The organism is Nocardioides sp. CCNWLW239 (assembly GCF_037137035.1).
Classification (GTDB): domain Bacteria; phylum Actinomycetota; class Actinomycetes; order Propionibacteriales; family Nocardioidaceae; genus Nocardioides.
Genome location: NZ_JBBBNW010000005.1, coordinates 185,378 through 206,620 on the forward strand (window position 1 = coordinate 185,378; position 21,243 = coordinate 206,620).

A 21,243-nucleotide genomic window follows, 5' to 3' on the forward strand; every position below is an offset into this window, starting at 1 on the left:
GTGTCCCTCAACACCGTTACTGGAGAGTAGGACAAATCGTGACCGAATGCACACCCTCCGGGGTAATCAGTTAGGGTTCCCGCCGTGGCGAACCTCCTCGACCCCCGGAGCGGGGCCCAGCCCGACGCCCCGGCCGGCCCCGGCTGGAGGGCGACGCTGCGCCGTTCCGTAGACCTCTTCAACGACTTCCGCGTCGAGCAGACCGATCCGGCGCGCTTCTACACCGCGCTGGCCGCCGACTCGGTCGGCCAGCTCGCGCACTACACCGACGGACAGACGCTCGACGGCACCGTGCTGCTCGACGTCGGCGGTGGCCCGGGCTACTTCCGCGACGCCTTCATGGGGGCCGGCGCGACCTACCTCGCGCTGGACGCCGACGCCGGGGAGATGCAGGGCGCCGGCATCGTCGCGGAGGGCAGCATGCTCGGCGACGGGATGCGGCTCCCGGTCCGCACCGACTCGGTCGATGCCTGCTACTCCTCGAACGTGCTCGAGCACGTCCCGACCCCGACCGCCATGCTCGACGAGATGCTGCGGGTGACCAAGCCCGGTGGCGTCGTCTTCTGCTCCTACACGCTCTGGTGGGGTCCCTGGGGCGGCCACGAGACCAGCCCGTGGCACCTGCTCGGCGGTCGGTTCGCCCGCCGCCGCTACCAGCGCAAGCACGGACACGAACCCAAGAACAAGTTCGGCGAGTCGATGTACGCAGCGACCGCCTCCGCCGGGCTGCGCTGGGCGCGCGCCCAGCGCAAGGCCGGCAATGCCGAGATCCTGGCTGCGGTTCCGCGCTACCACCCGGCGTGGGCGGCGTGGCTGATGCGGGTCCCGGTGGTGAGGGAGGTGCTCTCGTGGAACCTCCTGCTCGTGCTCCGCAAGACCTGAGCGGGGCCATCAGTCGGGTATTTCGGATCCGTCTGCTGGCGATCTCGGTGCTGCTGCTCGGGATCGCGTTCGTCCAGTCGCCCGGGCTGCTCGTGCCCGACACGAAGTTCGACCTCGCCGTCGCGCCCGTCGACTTCCTGGGCCGTGCCCTCCATCTGTGGGATTCCGAGTCGGCCTTCGGGCAGCTGCAGAACCAGGCCTACGGCTACCTGTGGCCGATGGGCCCGTTCTTCGCCGCCGGCTGGGGGCTCGACATCCCTGCCTGGATCGTGCAGCGGCTGTGGCTCGCCCTGATCCTCATCGTCGCGTTCCTCGGCGCCGCGCGCGTGACCAAGGCCGTCGGCGTACGCTCCGACCTGGCCTGCCTGGTCGCCGGGCTGGCCTTCGCGCTCTCGCCCCGCATGCTGACGACCTTGGGGCCGATCTCGATCGAGGCCTGGCCGAGCGCCCTCGCCCCCTGGGTCCTGCTACCCCTGGTGATCGCCTCCAGCAGAGGAAGCACCCGGCTCGGCGCCGCCCTCTCCGCGCTGGCGATCGCGATGGTCGGGGGCGTCAACGCGGCCGCCACCTTCGCGGTGATCCCGCTCGGGGCGATCTGGCTGCTGACCCGCAAGCCCGGGCGCCGGCGCCGCTCGCTGATGCTGTGGTGGCCGCTGTTCACGCTGCTCGGCACGCTGTGGTGGCTGGTGCCGCTGTTCCTGCTGGGCGCCTACAGTCCGGCCTTCCTGGACTACATCGAGACCAGCTCGGTGACCACCCTGCCCACCGACGCCTTCAACGTCCTGCGAGGCACCTCCAACTGGGTGCCCTACCTCGACAGCGACTCGCGTGCCGGCCACGACCTGATCACGACGCCCTACCTCATCCTCGACAGCGGCGTGCTGCTGCTCGTCGGCCTGGCGGGCATCCTCGGCCGAGGATCCTCGCACCGGCTCTTCCTCGGCCTGTCCGTCCTCGTCGGGATGCTGATGGTCGGTGCCGGCCACACCGGAGCGGTGGAAGGCTGGTTCGCGGGCGACGTCCGCGGCCTTCTCGACGGCGCCCTGGCGCCGCTGCGGAACGTGCACAAGTTCGACCCGGTCATCAGGCTGCCCCTGGTCATCGGCATCGCGATCGCCCTGGACCGTTCGCTGGCGCCCAGGGACTCCCAGGCAACCGGGCGACCTTCCCTGGCCCGCATCCCGGCCACGGCGGGGCGCTACGCCGTGATGGCGATGACCCTGGTCGCTCTCCTCGGTGCGGTGACGCCGGTGATCACCGGGCGTCTGACCCCCGCCGGGGCGACCCTCGGCGTCCCCGGCTACTGGCACGAGGCGGCCGACTGGCTGCGTACGAACGGGGAGGGGTCGACCTCGCTGCTCGTGCCCGGCTCACCCTTCGCCGAGTACGTCTGGGGCTCGCCGCGCGACGAGCCGTTGCAGTATCTCGCCGACAACCCCTGGGCCGTACGCAACATCATCCCGCTCGCTCCCGAGGGCAACATCCGCATGCTCGACGAGATCGAGTCCCGGTTCGCTCAGGGCAAGGGCTCCACGGGGCTGACCTCGTATCTGCGCCGGGCCGGTGTCCGTCACCTGGTGGTGCGCAACGACGTCGTCCGCGGTGACGACATCCCAGACCCTGTCCTCGTGCACCAGGCGCTCGATCAGTCCCCGGGCATCAACCAGGTCGCCACCTTCGGGCCGGAGGTGGGCGGAGAGGCGACGCTCGAGGGTGAGGAGGGGCGGCTCTCGGTCAACGGCGGCTGGCAGGACACCTACCCGGCCCTCGAGATCTACGAGGTCGCCACCGACACCGCCGAGGCGGTCGTGGCACCGACGACCACCACGGTCGCGGGCGGGCCCGAGGACCTGCTCGATCTCACCGACACCGGAGTGCTCGGCGACACCCCCACCGTGCTCGGCGTGGATCAGCAGGGCGACCCGACCGGCCCGGTCGTGCTCACCGACGGCCTGCGGGCGCGAGAGCGCGCCTTCAGCCGGATCCACGACGGTGGTTCGGCGACGCTGACCGACGGGGACGTCAAGCGCACCGGGAACCCCGCCTACGACTACCGCCTCACCGAGAGCGACCGCTGGTTGACCACCACCCGCCTCGAGGGAGCCGCATCGATCTCCGCCTCCTCGTCGCAGTCGGACGCCGGTTCGGTCGGCGGCTCCAGGCCCGGTGACCTCCCGTACGCCGCCGTCGACGGTCGGGAGGAGACCGAGTGGGTCGCGGGGCGCTACGTCAGCCGCAACCCGTGGTGGCGGATCGACCTGACCGAGCCGACGTGGGTCGACCAGGTCCATCTGGTCGGCGGCGCCGAGGCGCATGCTCGGCAGGTCGTCCGGGTCCGCACCGAGGGCGGCGTGTCGGACGAGGTACGTCTCGGGCCGGGCGACCGCCAGACGGTGACCCTGCCCCGCGGTGCGACCGAGTGGGTGCGGGTGGAGGACGCCGGCTCTGCCGGCGGTGGTCTCGCCCTCGCCGAGGTCACCATCCCGGGCGTCGACGTCGTCCGCCGCCTCGCGACGCCCACCCTCCCCGAGACGTGGGGCAACCCGGACGTGGTGGCGCTCAGCGCCGAGCAGGACGCCCGCTTGGGGTGTGCCGAGGTCCGCGACGACGTACGCTGCGTGCCCGGCCGTGAGCGCAGCGGCGAGGAGCCGCTCGACATGCGCAGAGTCGTCACCCTCCCCGAGGCGACGGACTGGTCGGCACGCCTGCGCGTTCGACCGGTCGCCGGACCCGCGCTCGACCGCCTGATCCTCGACCCCTTCCTCCGTGGCGTCGAGGCCTCCTCGAGCGCCGTCCCCGACCCGCGCGCCTCCGCCCTCGCCGTGCTCGACGGTGACTCGGGCACGACGTGGCTCGCCGACCCCGACGACCTGCGCCCCACGCTCGACCTGCGCTGGCTGAGGCCGCGCAGGTTCGCCTACCTGCGCGTCGCGCTCGACCAGGACGCAGCGGCCAAGCGTCCCGTCGGGCTGACCCTGACCTGGCCGGGAGGCCGGCGAGAGGTCGAGCTCGACGAGGACGGCGTCGCCACCTTCGAGCCGATCCGCACCAAGCAGCTCAAGATCCAGATCGACCGGATGGAGCCCGCTGCGGCGGCCGGGTTCGACACCGGCGCGATCGACATCGGCACCGGCATCAGCGAGATCTCGCTGGGCAGGCAGGGGTTCCCGGCCGTGACCCTCTCGGAGGGTGTGACTCGGATGGCCTGCGGCACCGGCCCGGACGTGGTCTGGAACGGCAGGCGGTTCAGCAGCGCCCTGGACGCGTCGCCGGCCGCACTGGCTCGGGGCGAGACCGTGGACGCCCAGCTCTGCAAGCGACCCGTCGCCCGGACCAAGAAGGCCAAACAGAGAACCGGCCAACGGATCGAGACCTCGACCCGGGCAGGCGAGAACACGATCGATGTCGAGGCATCACCGGTCGCGGCACCGGTCAGCCTCACCATGGTCGACACGGCGCCCGGGTCGTACGGAACCCCCTCGGGTCTCGGCGACTACTCGGCTCGACCGGTCCCCGTCGTCGAGACGGCGCAGACCCGCGAGGTCGAGCCGGGCCGGTCCTCCGGTGTGGTGGTCCTGCGCCAGAACACGAACCCCGGCTGGCAGGCCCGCCAGGAGAGCGGGGCGCTGCGCCCGGTCACCGTCGACGGATGGCAGCAGGGGTGGGAGCTCCGTGACGACACCGAGGTGAAGGCTGTCTTCGCTCCGGACGAGCGCTACCGGACCGGGCTGGCCGCCGGCGCCGCGGCCGGGGGGCTGCTGGTGCTGCTGGTCCTCGGCGGACTGCTGCGCCGGAGCCGTCGGCGCCGTCGGTCTGCGGCCGAGGACGTCGGCGTCGACGGCCTAGCGGGGGAGTGGCGCGCCGGCCCGCTCCTGCTGACCCCCCTCGCCGTGGTCGGTGGCGGCCTGATCGCCGGCACCACGGGTGCGGTCGTCTGCGCGGCGACAGCGGCCGTGGCGCTGACCGCCGTCGCGGTCGCCCGCCGTCGCGGCGTCAGGCTCTTCCCGTGGGTCGGCTGGCTCGGGGCCGCCCCGATCCTGCTGGTCGCGTTCGCCTACTCGCTGCGTCCGTGGGCGGGCCCGAACGGCTGGGCGGGCGAGATCGGCTGGCTGGTCTACCCGGTGCTCGTGCCGGTGACGCTCACGCTGCTGGCCGCGACCTCACGCCGAGAGCGCAGGAAGAACGGCGGCCGGTTCCTGAACCGTGCGAGCGGAACCTCGACGAGTCGGTAGGCGACCTCGGCCACCACGACCGAGATCACCACCGTCATCGCCCAGATCTGGAAGCCGTGACCGCCGAACACCTTCCAGCCGGTCACCCACATGACCAGGTGCAGCACCGGCAGGTGCAGGCAGAAGATGCCGTACGAGATGCGGCCCAGCCACTGCGAGAACCGGTGGGCGAGCAGCCGCCCGTAGACACCTGCGGGATCTGCGAACACCGCGGTCGCGACCACCACGAAGGCGACAGCGGCGTAGAGCGTGTGCTTGACGACCACCTCCGCCGGCGACGGCGACGTCAGCATCGTCGGACCGGCGATCGGGGTCGAGGCGACGAGCATCAGTCCGCCGACCAGCAGCCAGGCACTTCCGGGCAGCCGTGCGAGCGTGACCAGTCTTCCCGCGTAGCCCGGACGCAGCTTCTGCTCGCGCACCACCTGGACCAGCGCGAGGAGTAGTCCGGCGGCGAACCAGAGGAGGTACGCCGGCAGCCACTGCGCCGGCATCGCGCTGATCCGCTCCTCCAGCAGCGGCACGGCGAGCAGCCCCCAGACGTAGGTGGCCGCGGCCATGATCGCGAGGCCGAGGACGAACCGCCGCAGCGTCAGCCGGCGGCGGTTTCCGACCAGCACGACCATGATCACCGGCAGGAGCACGTAGAACGCGACCTCGACCGCGAGGCTCCACATGTGGGTCAGGCCGGCGGGTAGGGAACGGTCGAGGTAGGTGTTGCCCATCACGAGCGTGACCAGCCAGGTGCGAAGCCCCGTCCCCTGGTTGGAGCGGAGCAGGCCGAGTGCGACCGCGACGGTCACCACGTAGAGGGGTGCGATCCGCAGGAACCGCTTCCACAGATAGGGGCCTGCCGCGGGGGCGGGCCGGGACGTCACCGCCCGCACGAGCCACGGCCGCCCGAGCAGGAAGCCGGAGAGGACGAAGAAGACCGCGACCCCGACGTCGAGACGCGCCAGGAGCACGCCGAGGACACCGTTGTCGGTGTAGGCCCCCGCCCAGAAGGCGACATGGGTGGTGAGCACGGCGAGAGCCCCGAGCGCGCGGATCGAGTCGATGCCCTCGAACCGGGTCTGCGCGACCTTCCCGACCTGCACGACCTGCGTCATGGCGTCTCCATCGTCTTCACCTCGCCGACGGCGACCTTGTCGACACACAAGGTCGCCGCTTCGTCCTGCATCTGGAGCACGACCTCGTCGACCTCACCGTCGACCCGGACGAAGGCGGTTCCCAGGCCCCGGTGCACCGGGACCTCGCGCGTGCTGTCGCCGGCGCGCACCTCGAGCGTTCCGGACTGGGGTGCAAGGTAACCGATCGAGACCCACCACCTGTAGTCGAAGGCGACGCTCTCCAGCGGAACCACCGTCGGCGAGGACGTCACCTTCCAGCCGCACCCGTCGGCCGGTCCGGGCCGGGACTTCACCCCTTCGACCTCGGCGGGGTGCACGTGGCCGTTCTCGTCGAGCAGGTTCAGGTTGTCGCTCGCCAACGGAAAACGTGCGTTGTCCACGAGCAGCGGGAGCAGCACCCGAGTGGTGTTCGAGGGCGGTGTGAAGCCCGGATCGACGTAGCGTGGCACCGTCTGGTCCAGCAGATCGACGACGCCGCCGAGGTTCCGCAGGTCCGACATCGCGTTGTGCAGGTAGTCGGCGCTGGGATGGTCGTCGTGCCAGACCCTGGCGTACGTCACGCCGCTCCAGATCCCGGAGAGCGCGACCGCTGTCACCGCTGCGACCAGGATCCTCGGGTCCGGGGTGGCAGTCAGCAGTGGTGTCTCCCGGAGCTCGCTCGACTCGGTCGCACCCAGCAGGGGGAGTGTCGCCAGCCCGAGGCACAGCGCCGCGACGGGGGCCAGGTCGGTCAGATAGCGCAGTTCGAGCCCGGCGACGGCTCCGACCAGCGGCGCGCGACTGGTCACCAGGAGACCGAACGCCAGGAGTGCGTAGACGACCAGCAGCAGCCAGGCCCGTCCCGTACGCCTGCGGTAGAGCGCCACCCCGACCGCGAAGCCGACCAGCACGACCCAGGCCGCGCTCGTGGCCCACATCGGAGGGTCGATCTGCACGGTGGGCGGATTGGAGTCGTTCCAACGCCACGGACCACCGAGAAGGCCGGTGACCAAGGACCGCCCGAGCATCGCCTCGGCGACAGCACCTGTCGGGGGCCGCTCCTCGCTGGCGAAGATGGAGGGGACCTCGGTGGCGTAGTGGTAGGCGTACGCACCGCCCATGGCGAGCGCCACGACGAGCGCGGGCCAGGCGCGGCGTACGGCCTGCCGGGCCCGCTGCAGCGGCGAGCCCTGGGTGAAGTAGGCCAGCAGCAGGTAGGCCAGCACCACGAACACCAGCGCGGTCTTGACGTAGCAGAGCAGCCCGAAGGCCAAGGCGAGCATCGTGACGGCCAGCCAGCCCAGATGTCTGCCCCGGAGGTATCGGATCCAGGCCCCGACAGCGACGAAGAAGGCCAGCTGCAACGGCACCTGGTTGAGCGCGGCGGCCCACCACATCATCGCGGGCATGTTCAGCGCGGTGAAGAGGTAGAGAGCCAGCGGTGCGAGGGCCCACGGGCGCACACCGAAGAGAGTGAAGAGCATCCACGCACAGGCGATGCCCGCGAGCACCTGCACGGTGAAGATCGACGTCGCGGCCATCGCCCAGTTGGCGTCCTCGCGGCTCACCAGCCAGGCGATCGCCCGGCCGACCGGCATGAACTGGCTGTCGTAGGGTGCCAGCAGCCGTTCCAGGCTGAGCGGCCCACCACGAGCGTCGTCGATCAGACGGTAGTCGTCGAGCAGGAACCACCCCGGATAGAGGGCCCACGCCCGAAGGCCGGCCTGGATCCCGATCAGGACGGCCGCCGCCGCGACGACCAGCTCGCGGGGTTGCGTCGGTTGCCGGCGCTCACGTGCTGCCACGCTCGGCTCGGATACGGGGTGGGGGACTGACACGAAGACGAAGTGTCGCACAGCGGTTTGTGACCCGTTGCACACCTGCCCGGGTATTACTGCTACGGTTCGCGGATCGAGGGGGGAACTGAGGCCTTGGGAGGGGCAAGAACATGCGAAGAGTGATTGGTTACGTCTTCTTGTTGATCGGCGCGTTTGCGCTGGTCGCAGCTGCGGTAGCCGGCTTCTGGGGCCGCGACGCCGCGGCGACCGTGCCGTTGAACGTCAACACCACCACCGTGCTCGAGGGCACCGCGAGCGGTGCGCTGGCCAAGTCGGACGAGCCGGTCGAGGTGAAATACACCCGGACGACCGAAGCGGCGCCGAAGGACTCGACCGACGACGTCGTCGTCTTCGTCGAGGCCGGCTGCATCATGGTCCAGGAGGGCGAGACGCCCCCGTGCGCCCGTGCCGAGGAGGACGAGCGTGTGGTGACCACGAGCGAACGTGCCTACGCCATGGACCGCAAGACGTCCGAGGTCGTCGAGGACCAGGCCAAGTACGTCGGCGAGGACCGGGCTGTCGCGAACATGAGCGGCCTGGCCGGGAAGTTCCCGTTCAACACCGAGCGCCACGACTACGAGTACTGGGACGACACGCTCGGCACGACCGTCATCGCCACCTACGTCGACGACGCGGAGATCGAGGGCGTGAAGACCTACCGGTTCGAGGTCTCCGCCTCCGAGGACGACACCTCGCTCTCGCCGGGTGACGACGGCGTGAAGGACACCGAGGACGACGTCCGAGGCAGCTACGAGGCCACCCAGACGATCTTCGTCGAGCCGACCACCGGTTCCTACATCGACCAGAGCGCGACCCAGAAGATGGTCACCGACACCGGCATGGAGCTGATCGACGCCGAGATGAGCTACTCCGAGGAGACCGTCTCCAACAACGCCGAGGACGCCAAGGCCAACATCTCCAAGCTCGGCCTGATCGGCACCTGGATCCCTGTCGGTGGCGTCGTCGCCGGCCTGATCTTCCTGCTGATCGGTCTGTGGCTGGTCTTGCGCGGTCGCAAGCCCAACGGTGGCGCCCACGCCGCCGAGGACGACCGCACCCTGGTTGATGCCTGAGGCTCAGCACGCCAGTTGAACGAACGCGGGCCCGGGAGCGGACAGCTCCCGGGCCCGCGTTCGGCTTCTTGAGCGACTAGCTGGTCACCAGGTCCGCGCCAAAGATCGCCGTCCCCGGGGTCAGCAGGCCTCGAGTCCGCGACCAGCCGCCCCAGACCCGCTCGTGGCCCTCGGGCCACTCGGGCTCGACCAGGTCGGTGATCCGGAACCCGGCACCGGCCAGGATCGCGACCCAGTCTCCGAGGGTGCGGTGGTGCTCGACGTACGACACCTTGCCGGTCTCGTCGTCGACCTCGACGTAGGGGGTGCGGTCCCAGTAGGACTGTGCAGCGATCAGGCCCTCGGGGCCGGGGTCGTCGGGGAACATCCAGCGCGTCGGGTGGGTGATCGAGAACGCGAACCGGCCGCCGGGACGCAGGACGCGGGCGGTCTCGGCGACCGCGTGGGCGAGGTCGCTGACGAACTGGAGCGCCCCGAAGGAGCAGAAGACGATGTCGAAGGAGCCGGAGGCGAAGGGCAGGTCGGTCGCCGTCGCCTGCACCGCGGGTACGACGACGCCGGTCTGCTCGTCGAGGCGGCGGGAGTGCTGGAGCTGGCGGCCGGACAGGTCCAGGCCGATCGCGCGCCCGCCCTGGGTGTTCACCCACCGGGAGCACTGGCAGGCGCCGGAGCCGACCTCGAGGACGTCCTTGCCGCGTACGTCGCCGAGGATGCCGAGGTCGGCCTCGGTCAGCCCCTCGGGGCCCCAGACGAACCCGGCCTCGCCGAGGAAGGGTCCGTGGGTGGCCTGGTATTCGTCGGCGTACCTGTCCCAGTCGGGGCCGTTGGCACGGCGGGACTCGGCTTCGCTGACGGAGCGCCGCTCCGCTCTGACCACGGGGCCGGTGGTGTCGATGGTCTCGATCGCCCCGAAGGGATCGATGGGGGCCTCCGGTCGGACGACCGGGCTGATGGCTTGGTCCACGTCTACAGCGTATGCCTCCCGGCCTGAACGCGGGAATGCGGCAACCGGGCCGCGACAGTTGGACGGGGCCTGTACGCGGAGCGTAGGCTAAGAAACTGCGTCTGAAGTCTGCCCTGGTCCCGGACCTAGCGGACCTTTGGCTTGCTACCTCGGCCGCCGGTTCACGCCGGACGACGATGCCCGTCGTGCACGTGCTGGCAGAGGTGGTCGACCGGGCCTCGGACGTGTATGACCCGACGACATCTGTCCACCCAAGGAAACCACCTCCCTTATGACGAGCACGCTCAACATTCCTCTTCCCGACTACGACGCGCCTCAGGTAGCGATCAACGACATCGGGTCGGAAGAGGACTTCCTCGCCGCGATCGACGAGACCATCAAGTACTTCAACGACGGCGACATCGTGGATGGTGTCATCGTCAAGGTCGACCGGGACGAGGTCCTGCTCGACATCGGTTACAAGACCGAAGGTGTCATCCCGTCGCGCGAGCTCTCGATCAAGCACGACGTCGACCCGTCCGAGGTTGTCGAGGTCGGCGACAAGGTCGAGGCCCTGGTGCTCCAGAAGGAGGACAAGGAAGGCCGCCTGATCCTGTCCAAGAAGCGCGCGCAGTACGAGCGCGCCTGGGGCACGATCGAGCAGGTCAAGGAGGAGGACGGCGTCGTCGAGGGCGCGGTCATCGAGGTCGTCAAGGGTGGTCTCATCCTGGACATCGGCCTGCGTGGCTTCCTCCCCGCCTCCCTCGTCGAGATGCGTCGCGTCCGCGACCTGCAGCCCTACGTGGGTCAGACCCTCGAGGCCAAGATCATCGAGCTCGACAAGAACCGCAACAACGTGGTCCTGTCGCGCCGTGCCTGGCTCGAGCAGACCCAGTCCGAGGTTCGCCACGGCTTCCTGACCCAGCTCCAGAAGGGTCAGATCCGCAAGGGTGTCGTCTCCTCGATCGTCAACTTCGGTGCGTTCGTGGACCTGGGCGGCGTCGACGGTCTCGTCCACGTCTCCGAGCTGTCCTGGAAGCACATCGACCACCCGTCCGAGGTCGTCACCGTCGGTGACGAGGTCACCGTCGAGGTTCTCGACGTGGACATGGACCGCGAGCGTGTCTCCCTGTCGCTGAAGGCGACCCAGGAGGACCCGTGGCAGCACTTCGCCCGCACCCACCAGATCGGCCAGATCGTCCCGGGTAAGGTCACCAAGCTGGTGCCGTTCGGTTCGTTCGTCCGCGTCGAGGAGGGCATCGAGGGTCTGGTGCACATCTCCGAGCTGGCCGAGCGCCACGTGGAGATCCCCGAGCAGGTCGTCCAGGTCAACGACGACGTCATGGTCAAGATCATCGACATCGACCTCGAGCGTCGCCGGATCTCGCTCTCGCTCAAGCAGGCCAACGAGACGGTCACCTCGACCGACGTCGAGGAGTTCGACCCGACCCTCTACGGCATGCCGGCGACCTACGACGACCAGGGCAACTACATCTACCCCGAGGGCTTCGACCCGGAGACGGGCGAGTGGCTCGAGGGCTACGACGAGCAGCGCGCGAAGTGGGAGGAGCAGTACGCTCAGGCCCACGCCCGCTGGGAGGCCCACATCAAGCAGCAGCAGGAGGCCGCCGAGAAGGCTGCCGAGGCCGGCGAGGCCACCTCCTACTCCTCGGGTGGCTCGGTCGACGAGACCGTCTCCGAGGACGAGGGCGGCTCCCTCGCGTCCGACGAGGCGCTCCAGGCGCTTCGCGAGAAGCTGACCGGCGGTCAGTGAACGCGTGAGCTTCTGAGCTGATGCTCTGAAAACGCACGAATGCCCGGTCCCTTTCGAGGGGCCGGGTATTCGGCCTTTTAGGGCCACCTGGCGGCAGGCAGGCTGCTGCGGGGTTCGAAGGCCGGGTCGGTGGCGTGGGACCGAGGCGCGGCCTTGGGGCGGTCGCCGTGCACGACGGCGAAGGTGGCGTAGGTGGCGAGGGCGAACAGTGCGATGAGGATCAGTGCGGTGGTCATGGCAGTAATTCTTCGCTACCAGGTATTCCTGCCACATTGGCAGAAATGCCTAAGTTGCGCGATTTCCTGCCAACTGGCACCCTTCTGAGGTGCTTAGGAACGTCGCTGCGGTGATCTGGGACGGTGTCGCCCCCTTCGAGTTCGGTGCGGTCTGCGAGGCTTTCGCCATCGACCGCCGCGACGACGGGGTGCCCTACCTCGACTTCGCCGTGTGTGCGCCGACGGCCGGGATGGTGCGCACCAACCTCGGGTTCAAGGTCGAGGCACCCAACGGCCTGGAGCGCCTCGAGGAGGCCGACCTGATCGCCATCCCCGCGTTCGGCGGTCCCAGCGGCACCCTTCCCGTGGACGTGAAGGACGCGCTGCTGCGCGCGCACGCCCGTGGGGCCCGATTCCTCACCGCCTGCTCCGGCGCCTTCGCGCTGGGGGAGGCGGGCCTGCTCGACGGGATCGAGTGCACCACTCACTGGAAGTACGCCACCGAGCTGCAGCGGCGGTTCCCGGAGTCGCGGGTCGTCCCCGAGGTGCTCTACGTCGACACCGGCCAGATCGTCACCAGCGCCGGCACCGCCTCCGTGCTCGACGCCGCGCTGCACATCTGGCGCCAGGAGTACGGCGCCGCGGTCGCCTCCGCCGTCGCCCGCCGGATGGTCGTCCCGCCGCAGCGTGACGGGGGACAGGCGCAGTTCATCTCCCACCCCGTCCCCGAGCCCGACGCGGAGACGCTGGGGCCCCTGCTGGCCTGGATCTCGTCCCATCTCCACGAGGAGCTCGACGTGGACTCGCTGGCCCGGCAGGTGCTGATGTCGCCGCGTACGTTCGCACGGCGGTTCCGCGCCGAAACCGGGGCCACGCCCTATGCCTGGATCACCGCACAACGGGTCCGCCGGGCCGAGGAGCTGCTGGAGCGCACCGAGCGGTCGGTGGAGTGGATCGCGGGCGAGGTCGGCTTCGGCAACGCCGCGGCCCTGCGCCACCACTTCACCCGGGTGCGGGGGCTGTCGCCCCAGGCCTACCGGCGCCGGTTCGCGTGTGCCCCCGCCGCGTCCTTGGAGGACACGGCCTAGGGTTGCGCCCATGCGCGTAGGACTGACCGGCGGGATCGCCTCGGGGAAGAGCACGGTGTCGGAGCTGCTGGCGGAGCTCGGGACGGTGATCGTCGACTCGGACAAGATCGCCCGAGAGGTCGTCGAGCCCGGTACGCCGGGGCTCGCTGCCGTCGTCAAGGAGTTCGGGCCGACGGTGCTCACCGAGACGGGCGAGCTGGACCGGGCCAAGGTGGGGGAGATCGTCTTCGCCGACGAGGGTGCCCGTGCCCGCCTCAACGCGATCGTGCACCCGCTGGTCGGGGTGCGGTCCGCGGAGCTGGAGGAGGCCGGGCGGGAGGCGGGCCGGCTGGTCGTCAACGACATCCCGCTGCTGGTCGAGGTGGGCTACGCCCCCTGCTTCGACGAGGTGATCGTCGTCGACGTACCGGTCGAGACCCAGGTCGAGCGCGCGGTCTCCCGCGGGATGGCCGAGGCGGACGTCCGGGGTCGGATCGCCGCGCAGGCCAGTCGTGAGGACCGGCTCGCCGCGGCGACGTACGTGATCGACAACACCGGCACCCTGGAGGACCTGCGCAAACGGGTGCGGGAGATCTACGACTCACTCGCCGGAAGGTGATGGCGGGGAGGGGTTCCTGTCATACTCGGCCGGGTGACTGGGGGCAAGCACACCGAATCAGAGGTCGAGCCGCGTCGTCCGAGGCGGTGGCTGAGGCCGGTGGTCGCAGGCGCCGTGCTGGCCCTGGCTGCCGGCGCGGGTGCGGCGGCGGTGACCGTCGGCATGCCGACGAGTGTCGAGGACGAGCCGAACAAGCCGGCCAACGCCGCCACGAAGACCGACCCGACGAAGGATGGGACACCGCTCGGCTGGGGTCCGACGCGCGGCGAGCTGGCGACCGCCCGTGAGCTCGTCGCCGGCTGGGACGAGGAGCAGCTCGCCGGCCAGGTGATCGTGGGCCGCTACCACGGCACCGATCCGGCCAAGGCCGCGAAGATGGTGCGCAAGCTCCACCTCGCGGGAGTCAGCGTGACCGGTGAGAACGTGGTCGACGAGGCGCAGGTGCGCAAGACGACCGCCGCGGTCTCGCGCGCGGTGGCGGCCGACGGCCGAACGTTTCCTGCCGTCATCGGCGTCGACCAGGAAGGCGGCGTGGTCTCCCACCTGCGTGGCGTGGCCACCGAGTTCCCGGAGTTCGCGCGCACTGGCGACGCTATCGAGGCGAAGCCGCGCAAGGGCATCAGGGTGACCACCGAGGCGGCTCGGACGACGGCACTCGAGCTGCGCGACCTGGGCTTCACCTGGGCGTTCGCGCCGGTCGCCGACGTGACCGTCGGTGCGACCGACCCGACGATCGGGTCGCGCTCGCCGAGCGAGGACCCCCGGGTGGCCGCGACGGCTGTCTCCGCTGCGGTGCAGGGCTACAACGAGGCCGGCCTGGTCTCCACCACCAAGCACTTCCCTGGCCACGGCGCCGTCACCGGCGACACCCACCTCGGGCTCCAGGAGCTCGACTTCGGGAAGAAGAAGCTGAAGCGGCGCGACCTGGTGCCGTTCGATGCGGCCGTGGACGCCGGGGCTCCGGCCGTCATGATCAGCCACGTCGACGTGAAGGCGGTGGCTCCCGGGAAGCCGGCCAGCATGGCTGCCCCGATCTACGACCTGCTCCGCGACGACCTCGACTTCGACGGCATCGCCGTCACCGACTCGCTGGGCATGGGCGCGGTCACGACCACCACCAAGAAGCCCTCGGTGGTCGCTCTCGAGGCCGGCGCCGACCTCCTGCTCATGCCTGCCAACTCCAAGGCCGCCCACCGCAGCGTCGTCAAGGCCCTCCGCTCCGGCCGACTCGAACGCGACCGCGTCGAGGATGCGGCGGCCAAGGTCGTCGCCATGCAGCTGTGGCAGCAGCGCACCGCTGGTGCGGTCCCGGTCCCCGGCGACGTACGTGAGCAGGCGGAGAAGGCCTCCACGGCCCTCTCCGAGGCAGCCTCCGACTGATCCCCGAGCGGTCAGTCGTCGACGCCGAGAAGTCAGTTTCTGGCGTCGAGGCGTCACTGAGCCGGTTCGTGGCACCATCGACGCATGAGCGAGCGCCCGCGAGCGACCACGAACGTGGTGCTGCACGTCGACCTCGACCAGTTCATCGCGGCGGTCGAGGTGCTGCGTCGCCCCGAGCTCGCCGGGAAGCCGGTGATCGTCGGCGGACGCGGGGACCCGACCGAGCGGGCGGTGGTCTCGACGGCCTCTTACGAGGCACGGGCGCACGGGGTCGGCTCCGGGATGCCGCTGCGGCTGGCGGTGCGGAAGTGTCCCGACGCGGTGCTGCTGCCGGTTGACCACGCCGCCTACGACCAGGCCTCTGCCGGCGTCATGGACACGCTCCGCTCCCTGGAGTGGAGCGGCGTACCGGTCCTGGTCGAGGTCCTCGGCTGGGACGAGGCCTTCCTCGGGCCAGGACCCGGTCATGGCGACCTCGGCGACCCGAAGACCTTCGCCCAGAACGTACGCGACGTGGTGCTCGAGCGCACCCGGCTGCGCAGCGGGGTCGGGGTCGGCGACAACAAGCTGCAGGCCAAGCTCGCCACCGGCTTCGCCAAGCAGCGGGTCGACGGTGCGCTCGCGCGTGAGGCCGGGGCGGGCGGTCACGAGCCCGGTCCGGACGGTCAGCTGCGGGGCACCGGCGTCTACCGGATCACCCACGAGACCTGGGACGCCGAGATGGGCCACCGCCCGACCGACGCGCTGTGGGGCATCGGGGCCAAGACCGCGAAGCGGCTGGCCGGGCTCGGGATCGAGACGGTCGCCGACCTCGGGGCCGCCTCGGCGGAGGGTCTGGCAGCCGCGATCGGCCCCACGACCGGTCCCTGGCTGCGCCGCTTGGGCCGAGGCGCCGACACCAGCCCGGTAGACCCGTCACCGTGGGTCGCTCGCGGCCACGGTCACGAGGAGACCTTCCAGCAGGACCTCGTCGAGTGGTCGGACATCGTCGCTGCGACCCGGCGGCTCTGTGGTGAGTGCCTGACCGACGTGGTCAAGGAGGACCGCCCGGTGACCAGAGTGGAGATCAAGGTCCGCTACAAGCCGTTCTTCACTGTCACCCGCGGTCACAAGCTCCCCGAGCCCACCCTCGATGCCGACCGCCTCGCCGACGAGGCCGAGGCCCTCCTGGACCGGATCGAGAAGGACCGTCCGATCCGGCTGATCGGCGTACGACTCGAGATGGCTCCGCCTCCCGGAGGCTACTGACTGCCGAGGCGTCGCTCCGGTCGGCCGAGTTGGCACCGCGCTGCCAACTCGGCCGGCGCGAGTGACGCCTCGGCCGACCGGGCCGACGTCTCGACACAGAAAGACTCGGCGCCCCCGAAGGGACGCCGAGTCGGCGGGTAGGGATCAGGCCGCCAGGTCTGGGTCTGCGAAGCGGCGCAGCTTCTGCAGGGCCTCGCGCTCGAGCTGGCGTACGCGCTCGGCGGAGATGCCGTGCTTGACGCCGATGTCGGCGAGCTTGTGCTGACGGCCGTCGGTGAGGCCGTAGCGGGAGCGGACGATGTCGGCGGAACGCTCGTCGAGCTGGCCGACCAACGAGTTGAGACGCTCACGCGACTCGACGTCGATGACGTCCATGTCGGGCGAGGGCGCCGACTCCTGAGCCATCAGGTCGCCGAGCGAGGTGTCGCCGTCCTCGTCGATCGGGGTGTCGAGCGAGACGTGGTCCCGGCCCCAGGAGAGCAGGTCGAGGACGCGCTCGATGTCCATGCCGAGCTCGGTGGCGATCTCCTCGGGCTCCGGGTCACGGCCGAGCTGGCGCTCCAGGGTGCGGCGGGCGCCGCCGACCTGGTTGAGCTCCTCGACGACGTGGACCGGGAGCCGGACCACGCGCGCCTGCTGCGCGATGCCGCGGGTGATCGCCTGACGCACCCACCACGTCGCGTACGTCGAGAACTTGTAGCCCTTGGTGTAGTCGAACTTCTCCACGGCCCGGATCAGGCCGGTGTTTCCTTCCTGGATCAGGTCGAGCATCGGCATCTGCGCGCGGCCGTACTTCCGCGCGATGGACACCACCAGTCGCAGGTTGGCGTTGATGAACTCACGGGTGGCGCGGTGGCCCTCCTCGGCCAGCCACTCCAGCTCGGCTCGGGTGGCTCCACCGGGTGCCTTCTTGCGGCCGACGCGGCCCTCGGCCAAGAGGTGCTCGGCCATCAGGCCGGCCTCGATCGCCTTGGACAGCTCAACCTCTTTGGCAGCATCCAGGAGCTCGTTGCGGGCGATCTCGTCGAGATACAGCCCGACGCTGTCACGGCCCTCGATCTCTCGGGTGGCAGTGGCGGTGCGTGTCGCCATGGGAACCTCCTCACGGTGAGGTTTGTGGCCTCACGGTGGTTTCAACGCTTCGCCCCTCCCAGGTGTTCCCTGGTAGAGCGCCTTGTCATCGATCCGACTTCGATCTCTTGTCCGGTTCGACGTACGCCGCGGGCGATAAGTTGCATCGCGAGGTGAATCTCAGGGGTTTCTCATGGAGTACCCCGAGAACTCCGCAGATATGCCCTACGAAGAGGTCACCTGGTCGATCATCCAGGCAAGGCTGAACGCCCGGTCCTCCCACGCCTTGTAGCGTCCCGAGACTCCTCCATGTCCGGCCGCCATCTCCGTCTTCAGGAGTACGTCACCAGGATTCTCCGCCGTCGCGCGCAGCTTGGCGACCCATTTCGCGGGCTCGACGTAGAGCACCCGGGTGTCGTTGATGCTGGTCTCGGCCAGGATCGGAGGGTAGTGCTGGGCGGAGACGTTCGTGTAGGGGTCGTAGGAGGCCATGTAGTCGTAGGTCTCCTTGTCGGCCTCCGGGTTGCCCCACTCGTCGTACTCGGTGACGGTCAGCGGCAGCGTCGCGTCGAGCATCGTGGTCAGCGCGTCCACGAAGGGCACCGCGGCGACGATCGCGCCGACCGCGTCGGGTGCCTGGTTGGCGACCGCGCCCATCAGCAGCCCGCCGGCGGAGCCGCCCTCCGCGATGATCGTGGAGGGGGTCGACCAGCCCGACTCGGCGAGATGGTGGGCGCAGGCGATGTAGTCGGAGAAGGTGTTCTGCTTCTTGAGCATCTTGCCGTCGTCGTACCAGGCCCGGCCCATCTCCCCGCCACCGCGGACGTGGGCGATCGCGAACCCGATCCCACGGTCCAGCAGGCTCAGCCTGGCGATCGAGAAGTAGGGATCCATGCTGGCCTCGTAGGAGCCGTAGGCGTAGAGCAGCACCGGGATCGGTCCCTGCTCGTGGAGACCCTTCTTCGCCACGATCGAGATCGGCACCTGTACGCCGTCGGGCGCGGTCGCCCACAGCCGGTGCTCCTCGTAGTCGTCACGGTCGTAGCCACCGAGCACCGGGGCCTGCTTGCGCAGGGTCAGCTCGCGGCTGCGTACGTCGTAGTCATAGACGGAGGCCGGAGTGCGCATGGTGGTGTAGCCGAGGCGGACGACGGGGGAGTCGAAGGTGGGGTTGGAGCCGGAGCCGATGGTGTAGAGCTCGTCGTCGAACTTGACCAGGTAGTCGTCGGAGACGCCGTTCTCGCCGAGCTCCAGGATGCGGAGCTGGGTCAGGCCCTCGCTGCGCTGGTGCACGACCAGGTGGCCGGCGAAGGCGTCGACGTCCTCCAGACGTACGCCGGAGGTGTGCGGGACGAGCGGCTGCCACTCGGTGCGCGGGGTCGGGGCGATCGGCGCGGTGGCGATCTCGAAGTCGGGGCCCGAGGCGTTGTGGGTGACGAGGAAGACGTCCTCGCCGGCGATGGTGGCGTGCTCCACGGAGTACTCCACGCCCTCCTCGCGAGCCGCGAAGACCTGCCAGCCGGCGTCGGGGGCGTCGAGGTCGAGGAAGCGGTATTCGGCGGTGATCTTCGCGGCGGTGCCGATGACCATGAACCGGTCGGACTTGGTGCGTCCCACGCCGACCCAGAACCGGTCGTCGGTCTCGTGGTAGACCAGCTCGTCCTCGCTCTGCGAGGTGCCGAGGCGGTGGCGCCAGATCTTGTCGGCGCGCCAGGACTCGTCGGCGGTCGTGTAGTAGAGGTTGGCGGAGTCGCGGTCCCAGGTCGCGCCGCCGTGCACGTTGGTGAGCTCGTCGTCGAGCAGCTCGCCGGTGGTGAGGTCCTTGACGCGTACGGTGTAGCGCTCGTCGCCGGTCACGTCGGTCGCGTAGGCGAGGAGGGTGGTCGAGGGGCTGACCGAGGACCCGCCCAGGCTGAAGAAGTCGTGGCCCTCGGCGAGCTCGTCGAGGTCGAGCAGCACCTCCTCGCCGGGGAGCGCGGGCTGGTCGTGGGTGACGTCGGCCGGGGTCGGCGGGGTCCAGTCGTCGGGGTCGGCGACCGCGACCCGGCAGCTCGCGCCGTACTGCTTGCCCTCGAAGCTGCGGCCGTAGTACCAGTAGCCGCGCGAGCGCGTCGGGACGCTCAGGTCGGTCTCGAGGGTGCGCGCCTTGATCTCCTCGAAGATCTGCGAGCGCAGGTCGGCGAGGTGGTCGGTCTGCTGCTTGGTGTAGGCGTTCTCCGCCTCGATATAGGCGATGACCTCGGGGTTCTCCTTGTCGCGCAGCCACTCGTAGTCGTCGGTCCTGGTCAGGCCGTGGAACTGCTTGGACGAGGGCTTCTTCGGAGCGATCGGCCAGTGCGTCGAGGGGAGAGCTGCAGACATGAACGAGACCCTATCCCCGCGACCGCGAGGAGTCGGTGAGAGCCCGCTCGATGGCGTCCTTGATCTGCGCGTCGTCGCAACCGAGCGCCCGGGCAGAGGCGACGTACGTCCTCGCCTTGGCGAGCAGCGGGTCGGCGGCGGGGCGATTGCTGCCGATGACCCGGGTGCCGGCGCCACGCCGGGTCTGGACCAGGCCGCCCTGCTCGAGCTCGCGATAGGCGCGGGCGACGGTGCCGGGCGCGAGGCCGAGGTCGCCGGCGAGCTGACGCACGGATGGAAGGCGGTGTCCCGTGGCGAGCGACCCGGTGGTGATCAGGTCGTCGATGTGCTGCCTGATCTGCTCGTACGGCGGTGTTCCACTGTCCGGGTCGACGGTGATCCTCATGCGTGCTCCGGCGACGGTTCGACCGGTCGGGCGGCGTCTGAACCGATGGTGAGAGTGTCGTTGACGAACAGGAGGACGAAGCACCAGACCGTCAGGCCGATACCCGAGAGCGTTACCGGCACCAGGGCCCAGCCGGCGATGGGGATCCACGGGCCGGCACAGGTGGTGTCGAGGCCGAGGAGTGCGGTCGCTGCGGTTCCCGCGATGCCCGCCAGGCTGACCCCGACCGCGACACCGACGGCCGCGATGATGACGGTCATGGACCGCCCGCGCAGCATGTCGTCGCCGGCGTCGATAGGTGCGAGCCCGCGGGGACGGCGCACGACGACGACGGCAGCTGCCGCGGCGGTGACGAGGACGATGCCAAGGGCGATCGCCAGCGGGACGGAGTAGAACGACCCGGGGTAGGGCGTCCTGATCTGGGTGACCGCAGAGACGGTGCAACCGATTGCCCGTCGTCCACCCAGGTAGGTGTCCTCCCAGGCGGTGAGCGTGGTCAGCAACAGCGTGGCCCCCAGGAGCGCGAGGCCGATCCCGACCGCGTACGAGGTGTTCCTGGGCAGGTAGGTGACGAGGGACCGATGCTCGAGGGAAGCCGTGCGCGGCCCCGTCGGCCGAGCGGGCCGGACGACCGTCTCGCCTGCGACCGCCCCGAGAAGTACGCCGAGGCCGAATCCCACCGGCGCGACCATCGTCGACACGCCACCCGCCGATCCCAGATCAGCGTGGGATCCGTAGCCGATGGCGACGTGTTGGTAGATCTGGTCACCGATCACCCCGAAAGCGGAGGGATCGATGAGCATCCAAGCGATCAGGATGCCCAGCGCGAGCCCGGCCAAGCGGCTCAGGCGCACCCATCGCCATTCTCGTGCGGCCGACATACCGCTGCGATTGGTGGCCAGCACGATCAACACCGTCACTGACAAGCCCAGCGTGACGACGAAGAGCGCCAGCTCGACCAGTCCGATTCCAAACACGGGGCCTCCCTGAGAACGGACAACTTGTGTCGAGCATTCGGTACAAAGTCGATTGTGTCAAGGCCTCGG

Annotated in this window: 16 protein-coding genes; 8 read left to right on the top strand and 8 right to left on the bottom strand. The window is 70.0% G+C overall.

What is annotated here, in order from left to right:
* The first annotated feature begins 84 nt into the window (after positions 1 to 84).
* Positions 85 to 882: a class I SAM-dependent methyltransferase gene (locus WBG06_RS19990; RefSeq protein ID WP_336738717.1), complete on the top strand. Its 798-nt coding sequence runs from the start codon at positions 85 to 87 to the stop codon at positions 880 to 882.
* Positions 849 to 5,114, top strand: coding sequence for a DUF3367 domain-containing protein (locus tag WBG06_RS19995; RefSeq protein WP_336738718.1), 4,266 nt, complete (start codon positions 849 to 851; stop codon positions 5,112 to 5,114). Before WBG06_RS19990 ends, WBG06_RS19995 begins: the two co-directional genes overlap by 34 nt.
* Here WBG06_RS19995 and WBG06_RS20000 read toward each other — a convergent pair.
* The gene (locus tag WBG06_RS20000; protein ID WP_336738719.1) at positions 4,997 to 6,223 is read right to left on the bottom strand and encodes an acyltransferase family protein; all 1,227 of its coding nucleotides are present in this window, start codon (positions 6,221 to 6,223) and stop codon (positions 4,997 to 4,999) included. The genes WBG06_RS19995 and WBG06_RS20000 overlap by 118 nt on opposite strands.
* Entirely contained in the window at positions 6,220 to 8,028 is a 1,809-nt protein-coding gene (locus WBG06_RS20005) for a hypothetical protein (RefSeq protein ID WP_336738720.1), read from the bottom strand. Before WBG06_RS20005 ends, WBG06_RS20000 begins: the two co-directional genes overlap by 4 nt.
* A gap of 143 nt (positions 8,029 to 8,171) precedes the next feature.
* Between WBG06_RS20005 and WBG06_RS20010 the strand changes: the two genes are divergently transcribed.
* A complete protein-coding gene (locus WBG06_RS20010; protein WP_336738721.1) occupies positions 8,172 to 9,134 on the top strand; it encodes a DUF3068 domain-containing protein in 963 nt (320 codons plus the stop codon).
* Positions 9,135 to 9,210: 76 nt separating this feature from the next.
* On the opposite strand, the gene WBG06_RS20015 is transcribed toward WBG06_RS20010, so the two are convergent.
* Positions 9,211 to 10,098: a class I SAM-dependent methyltransferase gene (locus WBG06_RS20015; RefSeq protein WP_336738722.1), complete on the bottom strand. Its 888-nt coding sequence runs from the start codon at positions 10,096 to 10,098 to the stop codon at positions 9,211 to 9,213.
* Between the two features lie 271 nt (positions 10,099 to 10,369).
* On the opposite strand from WBG06_RS20015, the gene rpsA reads away from it, so the two are divergent.
* On the top strand, positions 10,370 to 11,851 hold the full coding sequence (rpsA, locus tag WBG06_RS20020; RefSeq protein ID WP_008361841.1) for a 30S ribosomal protein S1: 1,482 nt from the start codon (positions 10,370 to 10,372) through the stop codon (positions 11,849 to 11,851).
* Between the two features lie 77 nt (positions 11,852 to 11,928).
* Here the strand turns inward: rpsA and WBG06_RS20025 are convergent, their stop codons facing one another.
* Positions 11,929 to 12,087 (bottom strand): hypothetical protein, encoded by a 159-nt coding sequence (locus tag WBG06_RS20025; protein WP_336738723.1) that lies wholly within the window; start codon positions 12,085 to 12,087, stop codon positions 11,929 to 11,931.
* Positions 12,088 to 12,176: 89 nt separating this feature from the next.
* Here WBG06_RS20025 and WBG06_RS20030 point away from each other — a divergent pair, with 89 nt between their 5' ends.
* The 4 genes from WBG06_RS20030 (at position 12,177) to WBG06_RS20045 (ending at position 16,380) form a co-directional block, all read left to right on the top strand.
* Entirely contained in the window at positions 12,177 to 13,154 is a 978-nt protein-coding gene (locus WBG06_RS20030; protein WP_336738724.1) for a helix-turn-helix domain-containing protein, read from the top strand.
* A 10-nt stretch (positions 13,155 to 13,164) separates the two neighbouring features.
* A complete protein-coding gene (gene coaE / locus WBG06_RS20035) occupies positions 13,165 to 13,752 on the top strand; it encodes a dephospho-CoA kinase (RefSeq protein ID WP_336738725.1) in 588 nt (195 codons plus the stop codon).
* A gap of 33 nt (positions 13,753 to 13,785) precedes the next feature.
* A complete protein-coding gene (locus WBG06_RS20040) occupies positions 13,786 to 15,132 on the top strand; it encodes a glycoside hydrolase family 3 N-terminal domain-containing protein (protein WP_336738726.1) in 1,347 nt (448 codons plus the stop codon).
* An 84-nt stretch (positions 15,133 to 15,216) separates the two neighbouring features.
* The gene (locus tag WBG06_RS20045; protein ID WP_336738727.1) at positions 15,217 to 16,380 is read left to right on the top strand and encodes a DNA polymerase IV; all 1,164 of its coding nucleotides are present in this window, start codon (positions 15,217 to 15,219) and stop codon (positions 16,378 to 16,380) included.
* Positions 16,381 to 16,524: 144 nt separating this feature from the next.
* Here the strand turns inward: WBG06_RS20045 and WBG06_RS20050 are convergent, their stop codons facing one another.
* The 4 genes from WBG06_RS20050 to WBG06_RS20065 all read right to left on the bottom strand — a co-directional run bounded on the left by WBG06_RS20050 (position 16,525) and on the right by WBG06_RS20065 (position 21,174).
* The gene (locus tag WBG06_RS20050; protein WP_336738728.1) at positions 16,525 to 17,472 is read right to left on the bottom strand and encodes a sigma-70 family RNA polymerase sigma factor; all 948 of its coding nucleotides are present in this window, start codon (positions 17,470 to 17,472) and stop codon (positions 16,525 to 16,527) included.
* A 204-nt stretch (positions 17,473 to 17,676) separates the two neighbouring features.
* Positions 17,677 to 19,812 carry a S9 family peptidase gene (locus tag WBG06_RS20055; protein ID WP_336738729.1) on the bottom strand — a complete coding sequence of 712 codons (2,136 nt, stop codon included), beginning with the start codon at positions 19,810 to 19,812 and terminating at the stop codon, positions 17,677 to 17,679.
* A gap of 10 nt (positions 19,813 to 19,822) precedes the next feature.
* The gene (locus WBG06_RS20060; protein ID WP_336738730.1) at positions 19,823 to 20,197 is read right to left on the bottom strand and encodes a GntR family transcriptional regulator; all 375 of its coding nucleotides are present in this window, start codon (positions 20,195 to 20,197) and stop codon (positions 19,823 to 19,825) included.
* Complete coding sequence (locus WBG06_RS20065) at positions 20,194 to 21,174, bottom strand: hypothetical protein (RefSeq protein WP_336738731.1); 981 nt, start codon at positions 21,172 to 21,174, stop codon at positions 20,194 to 20,196. Before WBG06_RS20065 ends, WBG06_RS20060 begins: the two co-directional genes overlap by 4 nt.
* Positions 21,175 to 21,243: the final 69 nt, after the last annotated feature.

What these genes read in the sequence shown, in the direction of transcription:
- WBG06_RS20010 (WP_336738721.1), top strand. Translation starts at nt 8,172, where the DNA reads ATGCGAAGAGTGATTGGTTACGTCTTCTTGTTGATCGGCGCGTTTGCG.
- WBG06_RS20025 (WP_336738723.1), bottom strand. Translation starts at nt 12,087, where the DNA reads ATGACCACCGCACTGATCCTCATCGCACTGTTCGCCCTCGCCACCTAC.
- coaE (WP_336738725.1), top strand. Translation starts at nt 13,165, where the DNA reads ATGCGCGTAGGACTGACCGGCGGGATCGCCTCGGGGAAGAGCACGGTG.
- WBG06_RS20045 (WP_336738727.1), top strand. Translation starts at nt 15,217, where the DNA reads ATGAGCGAGCGCCCGCGAGCGACCACGAACGTGGTGCTGCACGTCGAC.
- WBG06_RS20060 (WP_336738730.1), bottom strand. Translation starts at nt 20,197, where the DNA reads ATGAGGATCACCGTCGACCCGGACAGTGGAACACCGCCGTACGAGCAG.
- WBG06_RS20055 (WP_336738729.1), bottom strand. Translation starts at nt 19,812, where the DNA reads ATGTCTGCAGCTCTCCCCTCGACGCACTGGCCGATCGCTCCGAAGAAG.
- WBG06_RS20000 (WP_336738719.1), bottom strand. Translation starts at nt 6,223, where the DNA reads ATGACGCAGGTCGTGCAGGTCGGGAAGGTCGCGCAGACCCGGTTCGAG.
- WBG06_RS20050 (WP_336738728.1), bottom strand. Translation starts at nt 17,472, where the DNA reads ATGGCGACACGCACCGCCACTGCCACCCGAGAGATCGAGGGCCGTGAC.
- rpsA (WP_008361841.1), top strand. Translation starts at nt 10,370, where the DNA reads ATGACGAGCACGCTCAACATTCCTCTTCCCGACTACGACGCGCCTCAG.